This window comes from Kosakonia sp. R1.Fl (assembly GCF_023516815.1).
In the GTDB taxonomy this organism is placed as follows: Bacteria; Pseudomonadota; Gammaproteobacteria; order Enterobacterales; family Enterobacteriaceae; genus Kosakonia.
Genome location: NZ_JAMGSQ010000001.1, coordinates 1,179,670 through 1,202,607, shown reverse-complemented (window position 1 = coordinate 1,202,607; position 22,938 = coordinate 1,179,670). Strand labels below are relative to the sequence as shown.

Annotated in this window: 25 protein-coding genes; 15 read left to right on the top strand and 10 right to left on the bottom strand. The window is 52.3% G+C overall.

Features of this window, described 5'->3' with window-relative positions:
• Positions 1-9 precede the first annotated feature (9 nt).
• From M8Q36_RS05705 to M8Q36_RS05690, 4 genes are read right to left on the bottom strand one after another with little or no spacing between them, the layout of a single operon-like run.
• Positions 10-1,959, bottom strand: a complete 1,950-nt coding sequence (locus M8Q36_RS05705; RefSeq protein ID WP_249880301.1) for a secretin N-terminal domain-containing protein — start codon at positions 1,957-1,959, stop codon at positions 10-12.
• Positions 1,960-1,976: 17 nt separating this feature from the next.
• Complete coding sequence (locus tag M8Q36_RS05700) at positions 1,977-2,198, bottom strand: type III secretion protein HrpF (protein ID WP_249880300.1); 222 nt, start codon at positions 2,196-2,198, stop codon at positions 1,977-1,979.
• Between the two features lie 16 nt (positions 2,199-2,214).
• Positions 2,215-2,766: a GNAT family N-acetyltransferase gene (locus tag M8Q36_RS05695; protein ID WP_249880299.1), complete on the bottom strand. Its 552-nt coding sequence runs from the start codon at positions 2,764-2,766 to the stop codon at positions 2,215-2,217.
• 3 nt (positions 2,767-2,769) lie between these two features.
• On the bottom strand, positions 2,770-3,315 hold the full coding sequence (locus tag M8Q36_RS05690; RefSeq protein ID WP_249880298.1) for an RNA polymerase sigma factor: 546 nt from the start codon (positions 3,313-3,315) through the stop codon (positions 2,770-2,772).
• A gap of 345 nt (positions 3,316-3,660) precedes the next feature.
• Here M8Q36_RS05690 and sctV point away from each other — a divergent pair, with 345 nt between their 5' ends.
• From sctV to M8Q36_RS05645, 9 genes are read left to right on the top strand one after another with little or no spacing between them, the layout of a single operon-like run.
• Positions 3,661-5,763, top strand: a complete 2,103-nt coding sequence (gene sctV, locus M8Q36_RS05685; protein ID WP_249880297.1) for a type III secretion system export apparatus subunit SctV — start codon at positions 3,661-3,663, stop codon at positions 5,761-5,763.
• A gap of 11 nt (positions 5,764-5,774) precedes the next feature.
• Complete coding sequence (locus M8Q36_RS05680) at positions 5,775-6,677, top strand: FHA domain-containing protein (protein WP_249880296.1); 903 nt, start codon at positions 5,775-5,777, stop codon at positions 6,675-6,677.
• Positions 6,671-8,047 carry a FliI/YscN family ATPase gene (locus M8Q36_RS05675; RefSeq protein ID WP_502825489.1) on the top strand — a complete coding sequence of 459 codons (1,377 nt, stop codon included), beginning with the start codon at positions 6,671-6,673 and terminating at the stop codon, positions 8,045-8,047. The genes M8Q36_RS05680 and M8Q36_RS05675 overlap by 7 nt, the downstream gene beginning before the upstream one ends.
• Positions 8,037-8,489, top strand: coding sequence for a hypothetical protein (locus M8Q36_RS05670; RefSeq protein ID WP_249880294.1), 453 nt, complete (start codon positions 8,037-8,039; stop codon positions 8,487-8,489). The genes M8Q36_RS05675 and M8Q36_RS05670 overlap by 11 nt, the downstream gene beginning before the upstream one ends.
• Positions 8,490-8,512: 23 nt before the next feature.
• Positions 8,513-9,547 carry a FliM/FliN family flagellar motor switch protein gene (locus tag M8Q36_RS05665; RefSeq protein WP_249880293.1) on the top strand — a complete coding sequence of 345 codons (1,035 nt, stop codon included), beginning with the start codon at positions 8,513-8,515 and terminating at the stop codon, positions 9,545-9,547.
• The gene (sctR, locus tag M8Q36_RS05660) at positions 9,547-10,200 is read left to right on the top strand and encodes a type III secretion system export apparatus subunit SctR (RefSeq protein WP_249880292.1); all 654 of its coding nucleotides are present in this window, start codon (positions 9,547-9,549) and stop codon (positions 10,198-10,200) included. Before M8Q36_RS05665 ends, sctR begins: the two co-directional genes overlap by 1 nt.
• A 14-nt stretch (positions 10,201-10,214) precedes the next feature.
• On the top strand, positions 10,215-10,481 hold the full coding sequence (sctS, locus tag M8Q36_RS05655) for a type III secretion system export apparatus subunit SctS (protein WP_249880291.1): 267 nt from the start codon (positions 10,215-10,217) through the stop codon (positions 10,479-10,481).
• The gene (locus M8Q36_RS05650) at positions 10,478-11,281 is read left to right on the top strand and encodes an EscT/YscT/HrcT family type III secretion system export apparatus protein (RefSeq protein ID WP_249880290.1); all 804 of its coding nucleotides are present in this window, start codon (positions 10,478-10,480) and stop codon (positions 11,279-11,281) included. Before sctS ends, M8Q36_RS05650 begins: the two co-directional genes overlap by 4 nt.
• Positions 11,282-11,284: 3 nt before the next feature.
• Positions 11,285-12,355, top strand: coding sequence for an EscU/YscU/HrcU family type III secretion system export apparatus switch protein (locus tag M8Q36_RS05645; protein WP_249880289.1), 1,071 nt, complete (start codon positions 11,285-11,287; stop codon positions 12,353-12,355).
• Positions 12,356-12,410: 55 nt separating this feature from the next.
• Here the strand turns inward: M8Q36_RS05645 and tisB are convergent, their stop codons facing one another.
• The gene (gene tisB, locus M8Q36_RS05640; protein ID WP_017458115.1) at positions 12,411-12,500 is read right to left on the bottom strand and encodes a type I toxin-antitoxin system toxin TisB; all 90 of its coding nucleotides are present in this window, start codon (positions 12,498-12,500) and stop codon (positions 12,411-12,413) included.
• A gap of 510 nt (positions 12,501-13,010) precedes the next feature.
• Between tisB and ivbL the strand changes: the two genes are divergently transcribed.
• The 3 genes from ivbL (at position 13,011) to ilvN (ending at position 15,191) form a co-directional block, all read left to right on the top strand.
• On the top strand, positions 13,011-13,109 hold the full coding sequence (ivbL, locus tag M8Q36_RS05635) for an ilvB operon leader peptide IvbL (protein WP_249880288.1): 99 nt from the start codon (positions 13,011-13,013) through the stop codon (positions 13,107-13,109).
• A gap of 105 nt (positions 13,110-13,214) precedes the next feature.
• Positions 13,215-14,903, top strand: a complete 1,689-nt coding sequence (ilvB, locus tag M8Q36_RS05630) for an acetolactate synthase large subunit (RefSeq protein WP_249880287.1) — start codon at positions 13,215-13,217, stop codon at positions 14,901-14,903.
• A 3-nt stretch (positions 14,904-14,906) separates the two neighbouring features.
• A complete protein-coding gene (ilvN, locus tag M8Q36_RS05625) occupies positions 14,907-15,191 on the top strand; it encodes an acetolactate synthase small subunit (protein WP_017458118.1) in 285 nt (94 codons plus the stop codon).
• A gap of 9 nt (positions 15,192-15,200) precedes the next feature.
• Here the strand turns inward: ilvN and M8Q36_RS05620 are convergent, their stop codons facing one another.
• Complete coding sequence (locus M8Q36_RS05620) at positions 15,201-16,103, bottom strand: LysR family transcriptional regulator (RefSeq protein ID WP_249880286.1); 903 nt, start codon at positions 16,101-16,103, stop codon at positions 15,201-15,203.
• A 104-nt stretch (positions 16,104-16,207) separates the two neighbouring features.
• Here M8Q36_RS05620 and M8Q36_RS05615 point away from each other — a divergent pair, with 104 nt between their 5' ends.
• The 3 genes from M8Q36_RS05615 to nepI all read left to right on the top strand — a co-directional run bounded on the left by M8Q36_RS05615 (position 16,208) and on the right by nepI (position 18,675).
• Entirely contained in the window at positions 16,208-16,660 is a 453-nt protein-coding gene (locus M8Q36_RS05615) for a DUF1198 domain-containing protein (protein ID WP_045507402.1), read from the top strand.
• 96 nt (positions 16,661-16,756) lie between these two features.
• Positions 16,757-17,290, top strand: a complete 534-nt coding sequence (locus M8Q36_RS05610; protein ID WP_249880285.1) for an SRPBCC family protein — start codon at positions 16,757-16,759, stop codon at positions 17,288-17,290.
• Positions 17,291-17,490: 200 nt separating this feature from the next.
• Positions 17,491-18,675 (top strand): purine ribonucleoside efflux pump NepI, encoded by a 1,185-nt coding sequence (gene nepI / locus M8Q36_RS05605; RefSeq protein WP_249880284.1) that lies wholly within the window; start codon positions 17,491-17,493, stop codon positions 18,673-18,675.
• A 10-nt stretch (positions 18,676-18,685) separates the two neighbouring features.
• Here nepI and M8Q36_RS05600 read toward each other — a convergent pair whose 3' ends face one another.
• The 4 genes from M8Q36_RS05600 to gmuD form a co-directional block, all read right to left on the bottom strand.
• Positions 18,686-19,588: an EamA family transporter gene (locus M8Q36_RS05600; protein WP_044489528.1), complete on the bottom strand. Its 903-nt coding sequence runs from the start codon at positions 19,586-19,588 to the stop codon at positions 18,686-18,688.
• Positions 19,589-19,702: 114 nt separating this feature from the next.
• Entirely contained in the window at positions 19,703-21,082 is a 1,380-nt protein-coding gene (locus M8Q36_RS05595) for a carbohydrate porin (protein ID WP_249880283.1), read from the bottom strand.
• Between the two features lie 148 nt (positions 21,083-21,230).
• On the bottom strand, positions 21,231-21,542 hold the full coding sequence (locus M8Q36_RS05590) for a PTS lactose/cellobiose transporter subunit IIA (RefSeq protein ID WP_044489757.1): 312 nt from the start codon (positions 21,540-21,542) through the stop codon (positions 21,231-21,233).
• Between the two features lie 6 nt (positions 21,543-21,548).
• Complete coding sequence (gene gmuD / locus M8Q36_RS05585; RefSeq protein WP_249880282.1) at positions 21,549-22,937, bottom strand: 6-phospho-beta-glucosidase GmuD; 1,389 nt, start codon at positions 22,935-22,937, stop codon at positions 21,549-21,551.
• Position 22,938 lies beyond the last annotated feature (1 nt).

The following is a 22,938-nucleotide window of genomic DNA, read 5'->3' as shown; positions in this document are numbered from 1 at the left end:
CGGACGAGGTTATTTCTGTGCTTCGATCTTTCTGGCAATATAAACTTCGATATAAGCACCGGGTGATATAGGCGCATTGGGGTAAGGGATAATCATGACATTTTCATCGTTATCACAATCGGCATCATGAAATAAAACGGACTGTTGCCCTGCGTTTTTTATTAATGATGAAGAAATAGTATATTCCTGCGTTGCCAGCGATTTAACGTTTCCAGCCAGAACGGTCAGTGGCCAGTTAATATCGCAGATATCCTCGATGGTTATATCATCGTTAGTTGGCGACGTAGCGGGTGGAATAGTGCCGCTGGATAGTCTGGTAATATCATCGAAAATCTGTTTGTACATCTTTTTAGAAAACGATTCGCCATATTCTGATGCGTTTTTTCTTGCCCTGGTTTTTTCTTTGTTAGCATCTTTTTGGATTATCTTCGGCGTAATGATAATAAACCGTTGCCGATTTTCACTTTCCCGCAAGTTGAAGGTAGTGTTCTTTTTTTCATGGACAGATAAACCGCCAATAATTAACGAATCACCCTCATCGACCGTTACCAGCGTGCTGAGATTGCCCGTCTTGTTGTTATCTTCAGGCGCTGGCGTTGTCCCTTTGTTATACATATTGACTTTTATCTGCAGCGCTTCCTGTTTGTCACTGGTAATAACACGAGGCGTGATTTGCAGCACCGCACCGTTGGATGCAGTAGAGAGCGGGTCATCTTTTGTCGCTTGTCGATTTTGATTACTAAAATTAAAGACTGCCGGAAAATTCTCCATTGTTGTCAGTGAAGGGCGAGCGGTTAACGACGCGCCGCCTTGCTCGACAATTTTTTGAATTTCAGCCTGGAATTTTTTCATCTCCTGGGCGTTAAGGACAGATTTGTTGCCGTTAATAACCTCATCGTAAACGCTGCCTCTGCGGCTTAAACGTTTTTCCTGCATGCCGGTGTTAAGAACCTGGCGGTTATCCACGTCGATAACCAGGGTGTCGATGGCGACCGATCTCAGTGGCACATCGAGTTTTTCAATGAGCTGCGCATATTCACTCCTTTTGGCGGGATTGTCCTGAATGAGGATGGCATTGCTGCGTGTACTGACCACGATTTTCGGTTTGTCCTCGCTGGACGCGGGCAGTGCGGGTGCTAGTGAAACGCGGTCAGTCAGGGCTGAAAACGAAGCGCCTAATCGGTTATTAAACGGGGTTTTGCTATCACCCGCATCGAGCGCAGCTGGGTAATTGTACCGCTGTAGCTGTGGCGAGGATTTCTTTGCATCTAATAGCTCCGATAATATTGTGCCAACACCCGGAATGGTGATCAGCTCATTCTGATATTCAACCCGGATATCGGCCGCTTCTGCGAAACGTAAAGGAAAGAACATGGTTTCAAAAGCGCCCTCTTTGTTTTTACTGGCATCAGGCTGCTCGGCAAACATCTTTATTAAATTGACATATTCGGTTGGGCCACTTACCAATATTTCAGCGCTCTCCGGCAGCTCTCCCCAGCCAAATCGCTTATCCAGCAGACCTATATCCGTTAATGCCTTTTTAAGGCTGTCAATCGACTCGCCAGAAACTTTTATTTTGAGAGATTGCTGATCCGTTTTACTGCTAACGTATAATTTATCTTCAAAAATAAACCACTGTAAATTATATTCGAGCGCCATGCGTTCAATAAACTGCTGAGCCGTATTAGCGCGTAGTTTATTCTTTACCTCTGCCGAAATCTTTGGGTCTATAACCAAACGTAGCGAAAATGCATGGGCAAAATCCTCCAGCACTTTATTTAACGGTGCGGGAGTGTTTTGATAAGAAAACTCACCACTGTTTAATATGGCAGGCACAGCCGCCACGGCATGTTGATGTATCAGGACTGTTAAAAATATCAGGGCTAGCGTTGCGCATCGTTTATATAACCTGGCGCAATGTGAAATAGGTGAATAAAAGACACGCCAGTATAATTTCATACATGCCACCTGTTAGCTTATCGGCCATCGTTGATAATTGAACGGGCCAGGTTATGATTGAGCGTCACTTCCTGGTTTGCAGCCCAGGTGGCTGAAGAATATTGTTTCATCTGCTGATGAAACGTGAGCCAGTCGCCCATTGACATGCCATTCATATTTTTCGCAGCGGTCTGAAAATCACTGCTGGCTTGTTTGAATTTACTATCTAACTGGCTACGCACAGAATCCATTTTTAGCATTACAATTATTCCTGTTTTATTTATAAAGACGCAGATCTGGCCGGAAACCAAAAAGCATGACGCTGGCGCGTTGTTCACCAAAACGGGCAATTCTGGGTAAGAAAGCCCATTGCTCTCCACCGAGATATTTAGCAATTCGTTGGCTGGCAAGGTTAGAAGCCATAATCCAGGCGACCATGGTTTCAAACCCATATTCGCGGCCAAGCAGCAACGCCGCCAGCCCAAGATGCACGCCAAGGCCGCTGCCGCAGCGATCCGCGCGCACATATAAAGCAATTTCTCCGGTTTGCCGGCAAGCTAATGTTCCCCAGCTAAAGCGGTTAATTGACAACCAGGCGACGATTTCCCCTTCGCGCTCCAGTACATACACCGGCAATTTATCCTGTTGATAAAGCTCGATATAAAACCCCAGTTCTTTAACGGTAATCAGCCTTGTTACGGGAGAATTCGCGCCGGTATTCGCAGTCTCATTGAAAATCATGGTCATGGCTTCAATATCGCTTTTTTGCGCTACCCTCAGCCCGCGAGGCAGTCTTTTTAAGACGCGTTCATCTAGTTTCATTTCCATTAATTACCTTTCTTGTTGATTATTTTTCAGTATTTTTCGAACTCTGGAGAGTCTGGAACGTATTGTTCCAATGGGAATACCTAATTGCTCGGCGGCGTCGTTATAACTGGTGTCTGAATCCATAATATGGTAAATGACGCTTTGCATTTTGAGCGGCAATTTATCGACCATGGCAATGGTTTCAGAAAGTTGTATTTTATGTTCGTTGATATAATCAGGATTGAATATCTGATCGGAAATTAAAAAATTGACATCATCCAGCGCCACCATCTCAGGTTTACTAAATGTCTTTTTAAAATGATTTCGCACCAGATTAGACGCAATGCCAAATAACCAGGTTTCTTTACTGGATGCGCCAATAAACTTATGTTGATTGCGAAACGCTTCAAGGTAGGTCATTTGTACAAGATCATCGACATCACTTTGATTGTAAACCCGACGGCTGATAAATTTCTTGAGTCTGGTCGAGGTGTTTGCGACTAACTCATCTATATCGAATGCACTTTTATACCCGGATTCATTATTAACACTGATGGGTAACTTCCCCATAAAAATTCCCTTTATATTATCCAGTTGTTCCTTGTTCACTTATGAGTGGCTATTAAGTGAAAATCTGCCTGGTTAATTTGCAGAATATTTCAAATACACCTTCAGATAAGTGATCTGTTTTTATGTGTGCGGGTGTGTGGAATACGCTCTCTACAATGTGTGATACGTTTTAGGTATTTTCTTTTGTACGGATTCATGGGTTGGGAACACTAAAGTAAAGGTGTTGCCTTTTGATTGATTTGAAAAATGTCGATTGCTGACGCGTTATCTAATACTGAGATGATTATCGATGGTTAATAAAGCTTACTTATTTGATCAATCTGGAAATATGTGGTGTTCATGAGAATGTTTTTCACAAAACTGGCCGTTCGAATGGTTAACCAGACGGAACTCATTGGTGCGGTTATTGTCATGACGATTGTCTTTATGATGGTTTTACCGCTGCCGGTTTTTATTATTGATACCGCCCTCTCTCTGAATATCTGTATTGCCACGTTACTGTCCATCCAGGCATTATTTATGCCCCACCCGCTGGCATTTTCGACGTTCCCTGCAGTGTTATTGCTGACAACCATGTTCCGCCTCGCGTTATCTGTCGCCACGACGCGCATGATTTTATTGCAACATGATGCGGGTCATGTTGTTGAAACTTTTGGTAATTTTGTCGCCGGCGGCAATCTCGCTGTGGGATTGGTTATCTTTTTAATCCTGACGCTTGTTAACTTTCTGGTCATTACGAAAGGGGCTGAGCGCGTTGCAGAGGTGTCGGCACGTTTTAATCTGGATGCGATGCCCGGTAAGCAGATGGCCATTGATAGCGATTTACGCTCGGGCCTGATTGATACGGCAGACGCGAGAGTGCGCCGCGAACAACTGACGAAAGAGAGCCAGCTTTTTGGCGCGATGGACGGGGCGATGAAATTCGTCAAAGGTGACGCCATTTCCGGGATTATCATCGTCTTTATTAACTTAATCGGTGGTTTTTCCGTCGGCATTTTGCAGCACGGCATGCCCGCCGCCGACGCCATGCATATCTACTCAATTTTAAGCATTGGTGATGGCCTGGTGGCGCAGATCCCGGCGCTGCTGATCTCGCTCGCGGCGGGCATTATTATTACGCGCGTCAATTCCGATAATGCAGCTTCCAGCGTCAATATTGGCGGTGAGATCATCTGGCAGTTAACGCGCCACCCTAAAGCCTGGATCTATTGCGGCATCATTATGGCGCTGTTTGCGGTGGTGCCTGGCATGCCAGCAATGCTTTTCACCACCCTGAGTTTGCTCTGCCTGACGTTAGCCTTCCTGCTCACCCGGCAGGAAAAGCCCAGGCTGGAAATGGCGGGGCAACCTACTTCATCGATTGCCGGTGTTGAGCCCGATAATTCAACAGAACTAATGGGTTATGAAAATGTTCGCCGCTTTTTTCCGCTGCGCCCCTACCTGATGCAATTTCACCCACAGCATCAACAACAGCCAGCGTTTGAACAACTGCTTCAGCGCATCTATGCCCTACGCAACGACACGGTTTTTGAATATGGCCTCACGCTGCCCTCTGTCGAGCTTGAGGGTAATGCGCAGCTGGCGCCCGATGAATTTCGTTTCTGCGTGTATGAAGTGCCGGTTATTCGCGCAACATATGATCCTGATAAGTGCGCCGTCTACGCCAGACTGGTCGCAGAAGATGACGGTACGCCCGGGCTTGAAGAGCGCGATGAGCAAGGCTTGCGATGGTTTGACGTTGACGATCACCGCTTATCTCAGTACGAGAACGAAAAACGCACTTCTGGCGATCTGATCCTCGCCAGAATGCGGCGGGCCATTCTGTCAACGGGGTGGAAATTTGTCGGCTTACAAGAGAGCAAAGCGCTGATTGACTGGCTACGAAGCGAGCAGCCTGAGCTGGCCGATGAACTCGAAAGGTGCTTGCCCATCGCGTGGTTTTCGGCGGTTTTGCAGCGGCTGGCCGCAGAACGTGTCACCCTGCGACCGCTGCGCCTGATTGCCGAAACATTGATTAAACATAGCCGCCATGAATCCAACCTGATGGTGTTAACCGAGCAGGTTCGCCACGCGCTGAGAGAGCAGATTTGTTACCAGTACAGCCAACATGAAACGCTGAATAGCTGGTTACTGGCACCCGCCACGGAAGCGGTGTTCCGCCAGGCATTAAACGCGGCGGATGCGCAGCCGATGACGCTCTCTTCAGTAATGCATGAGGCGTTACTTTCCCGTTTAGCGCAGTGCTTTCCCGCTGATGAAGAGTCCCCTTGCGTGCTGCTTGTCGAGCCTGAGTTGCGTGGCCCGCTTGCCGGTCTGCTACGGGAGTCGTCCACGTCTGTTCCGGTACTCGCCTTTTCGGAGCTTATCCCATCGATAAAAGTTCAGATCCAAGGGCGGATCGATCTTGAAGCAGAAACCCACGAACCCGCAGAACATGCAGCAGATTGAGGGAAAATAGCGTGCTCTATGAACTGAGAGTGCTTAGCGGTATGAATAGCGGCGCACTGTTACCCTTGACCGGTACGCAGTGGTTAATTGGATCATCGCCCGATGCGGACATGGTGCTATACGACGCGGCGATTGCGCAAAACCATTGTCAGCTGCGTGCGATGGACAACGGCTGGCAGCTGGAAGCCCTGCAAGGCGCGGTGCTGACGAATGAAGGTCGTCGCGTTGAACACATTGATAACCTCGAACCCGGTACGCCCTTCTCGCTGGCGGGGATTTGGTTATGTGTGGCGCAGTCCGACACGCCGTGGGAAACGGAAAGCGCTCCCGCTGCGCAAGCCGACAGCCAGGCGGGTTCGCACGCGCCGGTGGCTGAAAGACCGCGCCGTCGACTGAATAAAGCCGTGGCTGCAGTTTGTTTTATCCTCGCGATAGCCGCGTTCGGACTGGGCGGTTTTTCCGGCAAGGACGAGCAACCGACAGCGATTTCAACGCCGGTGCCGAAACCGCAGAAAACGTTTCTTGACTCTGCCGCGCAAACCCGCGAAATGCTGGCCTCGCTGCTTCAGCAGGCCGGTTTAGGGCAACGCGTCGATCTGGAAATAACCGGCAGTGACGACATTGTTTTGCATCTGGTCGGCGATGATAAGTTACAGGCTGAAACGCAGGCGCTACTGCAACATTTTGCCCGGCGGTACCAGAGTGCTGCGCAAATCTCAGTGGATATTGTCCAGCCGCCGCCACCGCTGCCTTTTCGCATTGCCCTTGTGGTAAAGGGTGAATCCCCGTATATCGTGACCGACAACGGGCTGCGGGTGTTTATCAATGATGAGATTAATGGCATCAAACTTCTCGCCATTAACGAAGAAAAGCTGATCTTTCAGGGTAAAACGCGGTTTGAGGTGCCCTGGTGAGCGACGGCTGGCAAGAGGAACTTGCCCGCTGGCAGCAGGCTACACAACGCCAGCTTGAGCAGACAGAGCCGGTAAACATTATCGGCTCGGTGACCGGGATTAGCGGCATCGTTTTACAGTGTTATCTTCCGGGCGCGCGCTTAGGAGACTTATGCCTTTTGCCGCGCACGTCGGGCGAGCCGATTATGGCTGAAGTGATTGGCTTCGATTCACAGGAGGTTTCACTTGCCGCACTGGATACGCTGGAAGGCATTAAGCCCGGCTCAGCGATCCACCCTTTAGGCTTGCCCCACAGCATACAGGTCTCGCCAGCGCTGAAAGGGTGCGTATTCGATGGGTTTGGTCGTGCTCTTGGTGGGCAGGGTCAGGCCGCTTTTGTCGACACCTTAACCGCGCGATCTGTACCGGTGATGCATAACGCCACGCTGGCGACCGATCGCCTGTGTATTGAGACGCCGCTCTGCACCGGGCTAAGCAGTATCGACGGTTTGCTGACGCTGGGCGCAGGCCAGCGGGCGGGGATTTTTGCCGGGGCGGGGTGCGGTAAAACAACGCTGCTGGCGGAGCTGGCGCGAAACATCCCTTGCGACACTATCGTGTTTTGTCTGACGGGTGAACGCGGGCGCGAGCTGCGTGAGTTTATGGACAGGGAGCTGGATGAAGCGCTACGTCAGCGCACCGTGCTCGTGTGTGCCACCTCGGATCGCAGCAGCATGGAGCGTGTGCGCGCTGCGTTTACGGCCACCGCCATCGCCGAAGGATTTCGCCAGCAAGGGGAATCCACATTGTTAATTGTTGATTCACTGACACGTCTTGCCCGCGCACAGCGCGAAATCGGGCTTGCCAACGGCGAACCGCCGGGGCGCAATGGCTTTCCTCCTTCGGTTTACAACCTGCTCTCGCGGCTGGTTGAACGCAGTGGGCGTACCCGGCAAGGAACCATCACCGCGCTGTATTCGGTACTGGTTGAACAAGATTCGATGCACGACCCGATTGCTGACGAAGTGCGCTCTTTAGTGGACGGGCATATTATCCTTTCGCGCAAACTGGCCGATCAGGGGCATTATCCCGCCATTGATGTGGCAGCCAGCCTGAGTCGGGTCATGAATAATATTACGGGAACTGAACAGCAAACTATTGCCACACATATAAGGCAATTAATGACGGCCTATGCCGATATTGAAATGTTAATTCGCCTGGGAGAATACCAGACCGGCAGCGATCCCTTTACCGATTACGCGGTCGCGGTTAAACCGGCACTGGACAATGTTCTCAAACAATCATTACGCGCGCCGCGAGCGCCTGAAATAACCTTAAATCAATTACGGGAGATCGTGGCGAATGCTCCGGGTCCGCAAGGTGTTTTATAACGCAGAGGATGAAAACACTGCAGATGAATCGCTAAGATTAACTTCGCTGCTGCGCCAGTTATTATCGCTTTATCATTACCGGACGATAAAAACGGAACTGGCGTGGTTAAAGCAACAGCGCGAAATGGTAAAAATGGCGCAACAACTTGATGCGCTTAATCGCCATTCACAACATATCGCCCACTATAATCGTGATTACTTTTCCGCGATGAGCGACCGTAATACACAGCGCGCGTTATCGTTAATGGATATGCGAAAGTGGCTTGAAAAAGAACAGGGAATGGTGCAGCAACAGCAGGACACCATATTGCGGATTAAGCAGCAAGAAACCGATTATCTGCGCCAGTGCGATAAGGTCGCTGCGCATTTTCAGTTGGTTGTCGGGAAAAGAAAACGGCAGGAAAAGTTTCGTTTTATCCTTGAACATCTGCATGCCATTTAGTGTTGGGCAACGAGCCATTATTGATGAATAAAGCTGCGCTGTTTTTTCCTCCTGTCAGTAAAAATGAGGTCATTGCCCGGCAATATCTGGATCGACAACCGATATTGAATTTTCAACTTAACGACCAGCAGGGGCAGTTACGGCTCTTTCCGTTGCAGGCAGGAGAACGACTGGCGAATAAACCGATATGTTTTGCCAGTCAACACGGGAAATTACGCCTTTATAATGCGGAACCTTTGCTGAACCTGTTATCGATTTGCCCGTTATTAGCCGAAAATAATAATGCTTCAGCCCAATGGTATTGGGATGTCTATAACGCCGCGCTCAGTCAGGAAATTAAAAATGTGCTGGGTTACTTGCAGCCTGCTGAGGAAAGCCATGAACCAGAAATTTATTGTTGGATTGAAATAAAAAACAGCGAGCAATATGAAAGAGGGTTAATGGCGCTATCGCCGTTAACATTAATTCGCCTGCTTCAGCATTCATCGTGGCACTTTTCCCCGACGCGGCAAAATAAGCAGTTTTTACTCTCTTTCCCGTTGATCCTGGCCTCAACGGAGCTTGCGGCAGACGCATTACGGCATTTACGCGTTGGCGACATTGTGCTGCCAGAAAACCGGCTTTTTAACCCGGCAGGAGCAGGGCAACTGCAAATCGGCACACAGTGTTTCTCTTTACAGCAATGCGCCCCGCTGGCGCACAGCTTTACGATTGTTTCCCATAAGGAGATTGAAATGGAATTCACCCCTGTTGATACGGCATTTCCGCACCCGGACGCGACGATTCCCCCGGTGCCTTTGTCGCGCGAGATCCCGTCACAACCTCATGAAATGCCGGATCTTTCCTCTGTTCCCCTGCGGATAACGCTGCGTGCGGGAACGCTCACATTGACGCTCGACGCGCTGCAGTCGCTGCGGGCGGGTTCGATACTGACATTCACGGATTTTACCCCCGGTCAGGCGGCCATTTATTATGGCGAGCGCCCGCTGGCGCAAGGTACTTTGGTGGATGTTGAAGGCGTGCTGGGGCTGCAAATTACCCGCATGGAGCATTTCTGATGGATATTCAGCAGATCAATCCCGCGGCGCTGGCGCTGTTTATCGCGGCGCTGACGTTGTTGCCCTTGCTGATGATTATCTCCACCTCGTTTCTTAAAATTTCCGTTGTCTTGCTAATTGTTCGCAACGCGTTGGGTATACAGCAGGTGCCTGGCAACATGGTGATCTACAGCATCTCGCTTGCCGCAACGCTGTTTATTATGGGGCCGGTGTTTAATGACATGACCCAGCGCGTGCGACAAATCTCACCGGATAAAATAGATGTCGCCGCGATTTATGCTCACTACCCGACGGTAATTGCGCCGCTACAAAATTTCTTACAGCGCAATATTGATGCCGAAACGCACGTTCGCTTAACGGAAGCGGCAAAAAAACTGTGGAAAGATCAGGCGAGTAACCCAATAACGCGCGATAACCCGGCGCTGATATTAAGCGCGTTTGTCCTTTCGGAATTACAGTCCGGGTTTAAAATTGGCTTTTTAATCTATATTCCTTTTTTAGTGATAGACCTCGTTGTATCGACAGTGCTGATGGCATTGGGAATGCAAATGGTGGCGCCGATGTTTATTGCTATTCCGCTTAAATTACTGCTTTTTGTTTTGATTGAAGGGTGGAGTCGTTTACTCGAAGGATTATTTTACAGCTACATTTAGCGATGAGAATAAATATGTATATTGTCGAACTGCTCAAGCAGGGATTAGTGCTGGCAATGTTGATATCGGTTCCTCCGGTGGTGACCGCTGTGGTAGCGGGTATTATCATTGCGCTGCTGCAATCGGTGATGCAATTACAGGATGCAACATTACCTTTTGCCATAAAAATGGTAGCTGTTGGCGTCATTCTGGCTTTTTCCGGTCACTGGATGCTGCAAAAAACAGTGCAATTAAGTATTAACTGTTTTGACTTAATCAGCCAAATAAGAGCCTGGCAATGACGTTTGTCTCTTTCGACTGGTTAGGTGAGGCGTTAATGGCTCTGGTGAGTGCCTGTGCGCGCATTTATCCCTGCATGGCTATTATTATTGCTTTTTCTTTCAAGGAGATCAGAGGCGCGGTGCTTTACAGTATCGCACTGGTATTTACTTTGCTTCCCGCCACTACCTTTTATACGCAACCCGATTTTGGCAATATTAAAGGCATCATGTTTATTTTTATGATGATAAAAGAGTCGCTGTTGGGTATTTTTTTAGGCTTTTTATTGGTTGTGCCTTTCTGGTTATTCGAAAGCGTCGGGGTTCTGTTTGATAATCAGAGCGGCGGACAAATGGGCGAGCAAATTAACCCGGCAATAACCAACAGTGGATCATTTTTTGGCTATGTCTTTAAAAGTATTTTTCTGCTGATTTTTATTCATTTTCACGGTTTCGCTTATCTCATTGATATTCTCTGGCGCAGCTACACCTTCTGGCCGATCGATAAACTTTTCTTCACTGACACAGCGGTAACCTTTAAACAGTGGTTAGCTTTTCTCGCAGACATATTCTCTTTTATTGTTATTTACAGCGCGCCTTTTGCTGTGCTGATGCTGATGATCGAATTTAGCGTGGCGATCCTGAGCCTTTACAGCCCGAAAATGCAGGTCACCACCGTGACCATCCCGTTAAAAATTATTATCGGTTTGTCCTTTCTGGTGGTGTATATCCCGATATTGCTGCATCTCGCTGAGCAGCAATTATTGCAGCCTGCGCGCGTCATCCCGATGATTTCTTCCACGCTTAATCTGAAAGCGGATTAAGCGATGGCGGAAAAAAACGAACAACCTACGCCGAAAAAAATCCGCGATGAGCGTAAGAAAGGGAATGTATTTAAAAATGAAGGTGTGCCGTTGCTGCTGCTGATCACGCTGGCGATGGAATTCATTTTTATCATTATGGAGCGCGGCATCGCTCGTCTGCAGCAGCTCTTCATTGTGGCGCTGAGCTTCATGACGCTGCCGTTTATTACAGCGGCAAAGCGGTTAACGCAGTTGCTGGCAGTAGAGTTGAGTATCTTCCTGGCGCCTGTTCTGGGTGTGGCGATAGCGGCAAGGTTATTAGGAAACTGGCTGCAATTTGGCTTTCTCATCGCGCCCGAATCGGCGATGCCGAAATTTGAACGCCTAAACCCGCTACAAAAAATTCAGCAAATGTTCTCCTCCAGGGAGCTTGCAGAATTGGTGAGCAGCCTGCTGAAATTCTTAACAATTGTCTATGCCAGCTACAGCGCGGTTTATCCACATATCAACGAAATCGTCTTCCTGGCGGCAAGCCCGCTGATGCGCTTACCGCAGGTGCTGCGTAACCTGGTTAGCGACATCTTTCACCACATATTGATATTGCTTGCGGTCTGGACGGCGCTCGATTTCGGCCTGCAAAAATATCTGTTTATCAAGACGCAAAGGATGAGCCTTGAGGAGGTGCGCCGGGAAAACAAAGATACTGAAGGCGATCCGCATATTAAATCGTACCGCAGAAGCCTGATGATGAGCCCGCCGCCGGTGCCCGTCGATGTGCCGCAGCCCGGGGAGGTATTAAAGCTGGCGGATGTGGTGCTGAATGATGCCGCATCACGGGCGGTTCTCCTGCGTTACGAACAGCAGAACATCGCGTTACCGCATATTCTTTTTAAACAGCAGGGCAAAGACGCAGTATCCGGGCTTCTTGATAGCGCCCACGCGTTGAACATCCCGGTTATTGACGCGCCGCAACTGGTTCATCTGCTGATGCAATATGAGAGTGGGCAGGCCATTCCACGCCAGGCGATTGCCCACACGGCGTATATTTACAACCAGTTGCAGCAACTGAAAAATCGCGAGCCAGAGACAGCCTGATAAGCGTAAAAGAGGGGCGGTTTCCCGCCCCTCTTTGGTGCGACTTGAACCTGAATTACCGCAAAAACTTCAGGACAGCTTCAAGCAGTTGCAACAAGGCAACAATGAGTTTCAGGATCAGAATAAACATCTCCATTCCGCCCATACGCTTCTCCTCTGGTCAAGGAGCACCGGCTGACGTACCTTTCCGCTACCTGTTGCCAGCCTTGTTGTTGGCGTAACGCAGTGTGCTCTTGAGGGGTTAAGGCACTGACGGCACCACCCGTTTCAGCCAGGAATTCTTGCGCCGTAGAACGCGGCCCCTCACGCTGGTTCGCAAGGTCATTATACATTAACACTGTTTATATATACAGTATTTATTGGCGGAATTTTCGACATTGATCCATACTCAATGCGGGAAAAACCGCCTGAAAATTGCGCATCCGCAGGATTCGTCGTATAGTTGCGTGGTTGACGTAACGCAGTGTGTTTTGCGGCCACCAACCGCGAAAATGCTGACAAAAACCTCGCTCCGGCGAGGTTTTTTGTTTTCAGACGCCAGGCAAATAAACGTGATCGGCTGCGCAGTTTTCTGCGGGTGCGTAAAAAGCAGTTGTCGGCGAATGATTCCTGTGCTTGTATAAATCTCGTAAATAACACAACAGACAGGCCCCTAATGAACGCTTCCACCAATCCGATGAGCCTACTAAAAACCGCGCATAACGCCGCGGTGGTCGTCGTGCGTGTGGTGGTGGTCGTCGGCAATGCGCCGTAGGGTCCGGAACAACACACGATTCCAAAACCCCGCCGGCGCAAACCGGGCGGGGTTTTTTGTTTAAGCCTCTCCTGGAAAGCCGGCTCAGAAGAAAAGGACTGGAGCATGGCAAGTTCGGGCAGCACATCGCAATCCACGCGCTACACAGGCGCGCAACTGATTGTTCATTTACTGGAACGTCAGGGCATCACCACCGTGACCGGCATCCCCGGCGGCACCGTTTTGCCGTTATACGACGCGCTAAGCCAAAGTAAACAGATTCGCCATGTGCTGGCGCGTCACGAGCAGGGCGCGGGCTTCATCGCGCAGGGCATGGCGCGTACGCAGGGCAAACCGGCGGTTTGTCTGGCGTGTAGCGGGCCAGGGGCAACCAACCTGGTGACCGCCATTGCCGACGCGCGTCTCGATTCGATCCCGCTGATTTGCATCACCGGCCAGGTTCCGGCCTCGATGATTGGCACCGATGCGTTCCAGGAAGTGGACACTTACGGCATTTCTATCCCCATCACGAAACACAACTATTTGGTTCGCGACATCAGCGAACTGCCGCAGGTGATTTGCGATGCGTTTCGCATTGCGCAGTCTGGTCGCCCGGGCCCGGTGTGGATAGATATTCCTAAAGATGTGCAGACGGCGGAAATCACCCTCAGCGAGCTGCCGGAACCGGGTCATAAAGCGCCAGCGCCCGCCTGGAACGCTCAGGATGTTCACGCCGCCGCAGAGATGATCAATGCCGCCGAGCGCCCGGTGCTGTATCTGGGCGGCGGGGTGATTAACGCACCGCAGCAAATCCGCCACCTGGCGGAGAAAGCCAATATGCCCACCACCATGACATTAATGGCTCTCGGCATGTTGCCAAAACAGCACCCGCTGTCGCTCGGGATGCTGGGAATGCACGGTGCCCGCAGCACCAACTACATTTTGCAGGAAGCGGATCTGCTGGTGGTGCTTGGCGCACGTTTTGATGACCGGGCGATTGGCAAAACTGAACAGTTCTGCCCGAATGCCAAAATTATTCATGTGGATATCGACCGCGCAGAGCTGGGCAAAGTGAAGCAGGCGCATGTGGCAATCCAGGGCGACGTTGGCGACGTGCTCGATGCGCTGATCCCGCAAGTTGAAGCCCATTCCCGCCACGCCTGGCGTAACACCGTGGAGCAGCTGCAAAAAGAGTTTCCCGGCGCGATCCCGCAAGCGGGCGACCCGCTCACCCATTACGGTTTGATCAATGCGGTCGCTGCCTGCGTGGACGACAGTGCGATTATCACCACCGATGTTGGTCAGCATCAGATGTGGACGGCGCAGGCTTACCCGCTGAACCGCCCGCGCCAGTGGCTGACTTCCGGCGGGCTGGGCACCATGGGCTTTGGCCTGCCGGCGGCGATTGGCGCGGCGCTGGCAAACCCGGAGCGTAAGATCATCTGCTTTTCCGGTGATGGTAGCCTGATGATGAACATCCAGGAGATGGCCACCGCCGCGGAAAATAATCTCGATGTGAAAATCATCCTGATGAATAACGAAGCGCTGGGGCTGGTGCATCAGCAACAGAGCCTGTTCTACAAATCCGGCGTGTTTGCCGCAACCTATCCCGGCATGATCAACTTTATGCAGATTGCCGCTGGTTTTGGCCTGCATACCTGCGATTTAAACGCCGAGTCCAACCCGCAGGCTGCGTTGCAGGAGATAATCTCCCGTCCTGGCCCGGCGCTGGTGCATGTGCGTATCGATCCGCAAGAAAAAGTTTACCCGATGGTGCCGCCGGGCGCGGCGAATACAGAAATGGTGGGGGAATAAGCCATGCAAACAACTGATAACGTCATTCTCGAACTCACCGTGCGCAACCATCCGGGCGTGATGACGCATGTCTGTGGGCTGTTTGCCCGCCGCGCGTTCAACGTGGAAGGCATTCTTTGTCTACCGCTACAAAGCGGCGAGCAGAGCCGCATCTGGCTCCAGGTGGCGAACGACCAGCGGCTGGAACAGATGATAAGCCAGATCGATAAGCTGGAAGATGTGGTGCAAATTATCCGCCACCAGACCGATCCCGGCGTGTTCAACAAACTCGGTCTGTTCTTTGAATAAGCGTTGTGCTTAGTCCCGGGTGATGTCGAACAGCAGATTGCGTAGCCACTGATGCGCCGGATCGCGGTGGCTGCGTTCGTGCCAGGCCAGGGTTTTGGTAAACCCCGGTATCGGCAAGGGCGCTTCACGCATACACATGCCCGGTGTCAGGCTGGCGAGGCGTTGCGGCACCACGGCAATCATATCGCTGACGGTTAACATCTCTGGCAGGATCAGAAAGTTATTCACCGACACGCCCACGCGGCGGCTTTTGCCGATTGCGGCCAGCGCATTATCTGCCACGCCGCGAAAACGGTCGCCATCCCACGATACCAGCGCATGCTCCAGCGCGCAGAAGCGATCAAGTGTCAGCGTGTCTTGCGCCGCATCCGGGTGATCGGCGCGCATCATGCAGACAAAACACTCATCAAACAGCGCCCGGCTGTGCAGTGCTTCCGGCGTGCTGTGCGGGGTCATTAACGCCGCATCCACTTGGCCTCGCTCAAGCTGGTTCACCAGCCGCTGCGGCTCCACGGGTTCAACGCGGATGCGGATCCCCGGCGCGTGCTTTTTCAGCTCAGCAATAAACGGCACGATCACCACTTTCAGCGCGTAGTCGGTTGCCGCCAGCGTCCAGATAAATGTGGCGCTGAGCGGGTCAAAGGCGGTGGGTTTGAGCAAGCGGTCGATATCCGCCAGAATCTGTTTAACCGGTGCCGCCAGGGCCTGCGCACGAGGCGTGGGCACCATGCCATGCGGCGCGCGGATAAACAGCGGGTCGGCAAAATAATCACGCAGGCGCGTCAACATGCCGCTCACCGCCGGTTGCGTCAGCGAAAGGCGGGCGGCAGCGCGGGTGACATTGCGTTCATCAAGCAAGGCATCGAGCGTTTTCAACAGGTTAAGATCGAGGTTTCTGATATCGTTATTCATGATAGTGACCAGCCAGAGCGATAATAAAGATTATCGCATTTACGGCTGTCCGTAGCGGGTAATTTCCCCGTATGATGAGCCTCTTTTGCGCTTCGGGAGCGGTTATGATTTGGTTGATGTTGGCAACGCTGGTGGTGGTTTTTGTGATTGGTTTCAGAGTATTAACCTCTGATTCTCGCCGCGCGATTCGCCGCCTCACCGACCGACTCAACATTCAGCCCGTGCCGGTGGAATCAATGATCGACCAGATGGGCAAAAGCGCCGGTAACGAATATTTAAGCTACCTGACGCGCCCGGACGAAGCGCACCTGCAAAACGCCGCCCAGGTGTTACTGATCTGGCAGGTGTCTATTGTCGATAGCAGCGAGCAGAACCTGGTTTACTGGCACCGGTTGCTGCAAAAAGCGCGGCTGGCAACACCTGTCACCGATGCGCAAATCCGCCTGGCGCAAGGGTTTCTGCGCGAACTGGAACCGGACAGAGCCGATCTCAATAATTTCCAGATGCGCTATAACGCGCTATTTATGCCCGAAGAGGGTGTTCACTGGCTGCACTGATATCACGCAGCGTGATGATGCTCATCAAAGATAGTCATTAGATTTATAACACCGCGCGGCGCAAAGTGGCCTCGTTCATCCATAACGAGGTACACCATGACGCAATCTCTGACGCAAAGTGCCATTGTCTGGCCGCAGGATTACTTGCCAGGCACCACCGATAATTTTGCCTCCAACGAAATCATTGTCGCCGGGCTTACGGCACACGACATTTGGGCGCAACTGAACGACACCCGCTTGTGGCCGACTTACTACAGCAACGCGCAAGATATCCGTTTCCACGATGGCAGCGGCCCGTTATTAAGCGCCAGTGCCCGTTTTTGTTTCACTACCTTTGGTTTCCCGGTCGAGGCGCAGGTGTGTGAATATGTGCCGCCGGTTGAAGGCCAGGCCGCTCGTATCGCCTGGTACGGCTGGGTGGAAGGGGATGCGCAGTCGCGCCTGGATGTGATTCATGCCTGGCTGTTTGAGGATTTACCCGGCAACCGCGTGCGCATCCTGACCCAAGAATCGCAAACCGGTGTTCCTGCGCAGCAAATGGCGAGCGCGGTGCCAAACCCGATGATCAATGCTCACCAGGAGTGGATTGTTGGCCTGGCAACAGCGGCGCGTAACGCACGGGTTAAATAGCTCCTGGTGCTGGTGACGCGGCATAAAACCCACCGGCGTTATGCCGCGATTCCGCGTCGCCATATACACACTGGCGGACGCGCCTTCTGCCTGGCGGTTGAATTCATCGCCGCCACAGAGTTGCCAAATTGTTAATTGCGTCACACATTTTGAATGTTACACTGCGCGACTTTCACGAATAAAAACTAAGCAGGTAACTAATGAGTGAGCAATCTGTGACGCCCTCTTCAACGGATGCGGTAAGCCGCCCGAACTGGTCGGCGGTTTTCGCCGTGGCGTTTTGCGTGGCCTGCCTGATTACCGTGGAGTTTTTGCCGGTAAGCCTGCTCACGCCAATGGCGCTGGATCTGGGCGTATCGGAAGGTCTGGCCGGGCAAACCGTCACCGTGACGGCATTTGTTGCGATGTTTGCCAGCCTGTTTATCACCACGGTTATCCGCGCGGCCGACCGCCGCTATGTGGTGATCGCGTTCGCGGTGCTGCTTACGCTTTCCTGCCTGCTGGTGTCGTTCGCCACCAATTTCACTTTGTTGCTGCTGGGTCGGGCCTGCCTTGGCCTGGCGTTAGGCGGTTTCTGGGCGATGTCGGCGTCGCTAACCATGCGGCTGGTGCCGATGCGCGTCGTGCCAAAAGCGCTGTCGGTGATCTTTGGCGCGGTGTCGATTGCGCTGGTGATCGCCGCCCCGCTCGGCAGTTTTCTCGGTGGCATTATTGGCTGGCGCAATGTGTTTAACGGCGCGGCGCTGATGGGCGCGGTCTGTATCATCTGGGTGTGGCGGGCATTGCCATCGCTGCCGGGGAAAACCGAGCACCACGAGAATATGTTCGGCCTGCTCAAGCGCCCCGGTGTACTGGCCGGGATGATCGCCATTTTTATGGTCTTCGCCGGGCAGTTTTCGTTCTTCACGTATATTCGCCCGGTTTATATGAATCTCGCCGGGTTTGACGTTGACGGGCTGACGTTAGTGCTGCTGAGCTTTGGTATCGCCAGCTTTGTCGGCACGTCGTTCTCCTCGGTGGTGATGAAACGCTCGGTGAAACTGGCGTTAGCGATGGCACCGTTAACCCTGGCCATTAGCGCCCTGGTACTGATTCTGTGGGGCAGCGATAAGGTTGTCGCGGCGGGCATTGCCGTTATCTGGGGGCTGGGTTTTGCGCTGATCCCGGTGGGATGGTCGACGTGGATCACCCGCACGCTTGCCGATCAGGCAGAAAAAGCCGGTTCCATTCAGGTGGCGGTGATCCAGCTTGCCAACACCTGCGGCGCGGCGATTGGCGGCTTTGCGCTGGATCATTACGGTTTACTCTCGCCGCTGGTCCTTTCCGGTAGCCTGATGCTGTTAACGGCGCTGCTGGTGGCCGCGAAAGTGCGGGTAAAAGCGTAAACCAGTCGGCTTATGCGGCGCGTATTTTGCGCCGCGAATCCCAGGAAATCAGCAATACCGACGAGACAATCAGCAGCGTGCCGAGCCAGTCCGGCAGCGAAAACGCCACGCCGAGGAGCGCCACTGACAACAGGGCGCTGCTCAGCGGTTCGGCGCAGCTCAGAATGCTGGCTTTCGAGCCGCCAATCATCTGCGCGCCTTTCAGATAGAGGCTAAATGTCAGCGCGGTGCCAATCACCACCAGGTAGAAGAACGCCATCAGCAGGCGGCCATTCACCACAACATCATTTCCCTGCCCGCCAAAGAACGGCGTCAGCATCAATCCCGCCAGCAACATACTCCAGCCGACAATCGGCAGCGTGCCGTAACGGGCGATAAGCTGCGAAGGGTAGGTAGTGTAAAACGCGGCGGCAAACGCCGAGACAATGCCCCACAGCAGCGCTTCAGGTGAAATAGAGAGCGACGTCAGATTGCCGTGCGTCACCAGTAAAAATGTACCGATAAGCGAAGTGACAATCGCCGACGCCACGGGGAAAGTGGGGCGCGCTTTGCGCACCAGCGCGAACCACGCCACGATAATCGTCGGCGAGAGAAATTGCAGCACCGTCGCGGTGGCGGCGTTGGATTTTTCAATCGTCAGCAGGAAAGTGAGCTGCACGGTTAGCGCGCCAAACAGCGAGAAGAACAGCAGGCTAAAGGCGTCTTTGCGGTTTTTCAGGATGGCGAAAATTTTGTCACCGTGGACAAACGACAGCGTTAACAAAATCACGCCGGTGAACAGCAGTCGCGTCATCGTCAGCCACGGCGAGGAGATATGACTTTTCTGCATGATGTACTGCGCGCAAACCCCGGAACTGCCCCATAAAACGGCGGCGGCCAGGACGTAAAACATCCCTTTCTTACTTGAACCCATGTGCTAACCCAACTCTGTGATGCTGATGACTTATCGTAAGGCCGCGCATCATAACACATGTACAGAGTTTAACCGGAGGCGGCATGAGGGGGGACCGCCTCCGGTTTTGTTACCTTACCACCAGGCTTCCCACATCGCGCCGATGTTGAACGAATCGAGCGTCGAGTCGTTGGTGCCGTTCACGCGTGCGGTGCGTTTGTTATCCACTTCGCCGCCGGTCACGTAGAAGCGCAGCATCGGGCGGAACTCTGGTCCCATCGCGATAGAGATGTTCTGCGACAGGGTTGCTTTCCAGCCGTGGTTATCGCCGCCGTCATCATAATCTACGCGTTGATAACCCAGTTCCAGCCAGGTGGAGTGCACATCGTTCCACCAGTGCATCGGGCGGACAATCGCACCATAGTTGCGGCGGTTATCCGCTTTGTTGGCGCTGTTGTCGTAGTCGTGGTACGCGAGCAGGTAATCTATCTGAGTCTGACGGGAGAATTTGTAGCTGCCTTCGAAGCTGGCGTAAATCGCGGTCAGATCGTCGGTTTTGTTAAATACGCTGTTATCCGCGTTATCGGAGTAGCGCGCGATCAGTTTGTTAATGCCGTGGTCGTAGGTGTGGCTCAGCACCGCACCACCTTGCCAGGCTTTCAGACGGGCATCGCTTTCAATCGCTTTCGAATCAAAACCGTAGTTAGCGTAGATTTCCAGATCCAGCGGGCCGACTTTCATGCCGTGGATTTTGGAGGTCACCGCATAGTTACCTTTATCGCCGACGTTGGAGCCGCCAGTACAGGTGATGCGTGACGGGTTGGCTTCATCTTCCAGCACTTCCGGGCTACAGGATGCCACCGAACCAACAGCCGCGACATCAAACTGCACGCCGCCGATATCGAAGTTTTTCACCCCGGCGCCCTGGCCGTCGTGGTTCATCCAGAAGTAGTCGTTGATGCCCTGTTGTGGACGCTGGTGGAAATCACGCCCTGCCCAGAAGTAGGCGTTCGGGTTGGATGCCAGCAGGTTGGTCACCCCGGCATAGGCTTTTTTCAGGTTAACTTCGTCGCCCCAGTGGTCGAACATCACGTTGACGTCCCAGATTGCGCCGTTGTCGCCTTTAAAGGCTTTGGAGAGCTGGAATTCACCGCCGTTGCCTTCGTTGCCCAGACGACCAATCGCCGACGCGCCGTTATAGGAGCCATCAACGCCAACATATTTCTGATCGCCAGACTGGAAGTGCGCGCCATAACGGGCGTAACCGCTAAATTTCAGGCCGTAAGGCACCGCCAAATCCGGGGTTTGCGCCGCGCTTTGCGGCTCCACCACCACATCCGCTTTTTTGTTCACGGCGGCGTCCATTTTCGCCTGGCGTTCCGCCAGCGCTTTATCCACCGCCTTGGCGACGATGGCATCGATTTGCTCTTGGGTAAACTCTTGTGCGAAGACGGAGCCAGAGCAAAGGGTGGCCGCAACCGCCAGCGCCACTGGAAGTTTTTTATTAATTCTCATGGTTATCTCAATTTAGTAAGTTATTCTCAGACAATAACCATCCCGGGTGACCGGGCAGAGATTATTGCCATCACCATTACGAACTGCTTTTATTTTTTAAATGCGGGTACAGCTTAATTAAGATTTACCGTAATCAATTCTCCGTTAATTATTGCCGATATAAAGTGTGAAGCTGAATTATCTCTTCGGATAACTCACGCGCTAATAATGATGTCATTAAATGATCCTGCGCGTGTACCATAATTAATGTCATCGGTTGCCGGGCTTCGCCCGCATCCTGTTCGATTAATTTGGTTTGCATGTGATGCGCCTGGCGCGAGTAGCCATCCGCCTCCTTCAGCAACTGGCGCGCTTCGTCAAGATTGCCTGCCCTTGCCGCGCGCAGCGCTTCAAAGCACAGGCTGCGCGACTGTCCGGCATTGACGATAATTTCCATTACCGCTTCTTCGAGTTCAATCATTGTCATTTAATCCTGAGTAAAACCATTATTTTCAGCGGTGGCGGCAAACCACTCTCCACTTTTCTTAATGGTACGTTTTTGCGTTGCCAGATCTAATTGCACAAAACCGTAGCGGTTTTTATAGGCATTACACCATGACCAGTTATCAATAAATGTCCACATATGGTAGCCAAGGCAATGACACCCTTCGCTAATTCCTTTATGCAGCCAGATAAGATGATCGCGAACAAACATAATACGATAGCTATCGTTTATTTGCCCATCTTCAATAAAACGCTGTTCGTTCTCGACGCCCATACCGTTTTCGGAAATAAAACAGCGTGGGTTACCGTAATTGACGCGTAAGTTCGTAAGAATATCGTAAATACCCGGCTCATAAATTTCCCACCCGCGATACGGGTTCATTTTGCGCCCTGGCATTTCGTAATAATCAAACAACCACTCCGGCATAAACGGCGCGTCGGGATTGACCGCGCTGTCCCGGCACTTTACCCGCCGTGGCTGGTAATAGTTAATGCCGAGCAGGTCGATTTTCCCTTCTGCAATCAGCGCGATATCGTCCGGCTGGCAGGCGGGCAACTGGTCATACTCTTTGAGCAGCGCCACCAGGTCAGCGGGATACTCGCCGCGCAGTACCGGGTCGAGAAAACTGCGATTGAACAGCAAATCGGCATAGTGCGCCGCTTTCACATCCGCCGGGTGCTGCGAACGTGGATAGGACGGCGTCAGGTTCAACACAATGCCAATCTCACCGGCGTAAAACCCGGCGCGAAATGCTCTCACCGCGCTGGCATGCGCCAGTACCGTGTGGTACGCCACCGTGGCCGCACGTTTAAAATCCACCACGTTCGGGTAATGGAAATCGTACAGATAACCGCCCTCTACCGGCACAATCGGCTCGTTAAAGGTGAACCAGTGATGAACCCGATCACCAAACAGCTCGAAACAGATTTGCGCGTAGCGGCTGAAAGCCTGCACCACTTCCCGGCTTTCCCAGCCGCCTTTTTCCTGCATCACCATCGGCATATCGAAGTGAAACAGCGTGATAAACGGCGTAATACCCTGCGCCAGCAGCTCGTCGATGACCTCGTTATAGAACGCCACCGCCTGCGGATTCACTTCACCATCGCCATCCGGGATCAGCCGTGACCAACTGATCGAGGTGCGAAAGCTGTTGTGCTTGAGCTGCTTTAACAGCGCGATGTCCTGCCGCCAGTGGCGATAAAACGTCGAGGTCTCTTGCGGCCCAATCTGCTGGTGAAAGCGCCACGGTTGGCTGGCAAACCAGGCATCCCATGTGGTTGCGCTTTTACCGCCTTGCTGGCTTTCCCCTTCGGTTTGCAGCGCAGAGCTGGCGCTGCCCCACCAGAAGTTTGCGGGAAATACGTATTTCATT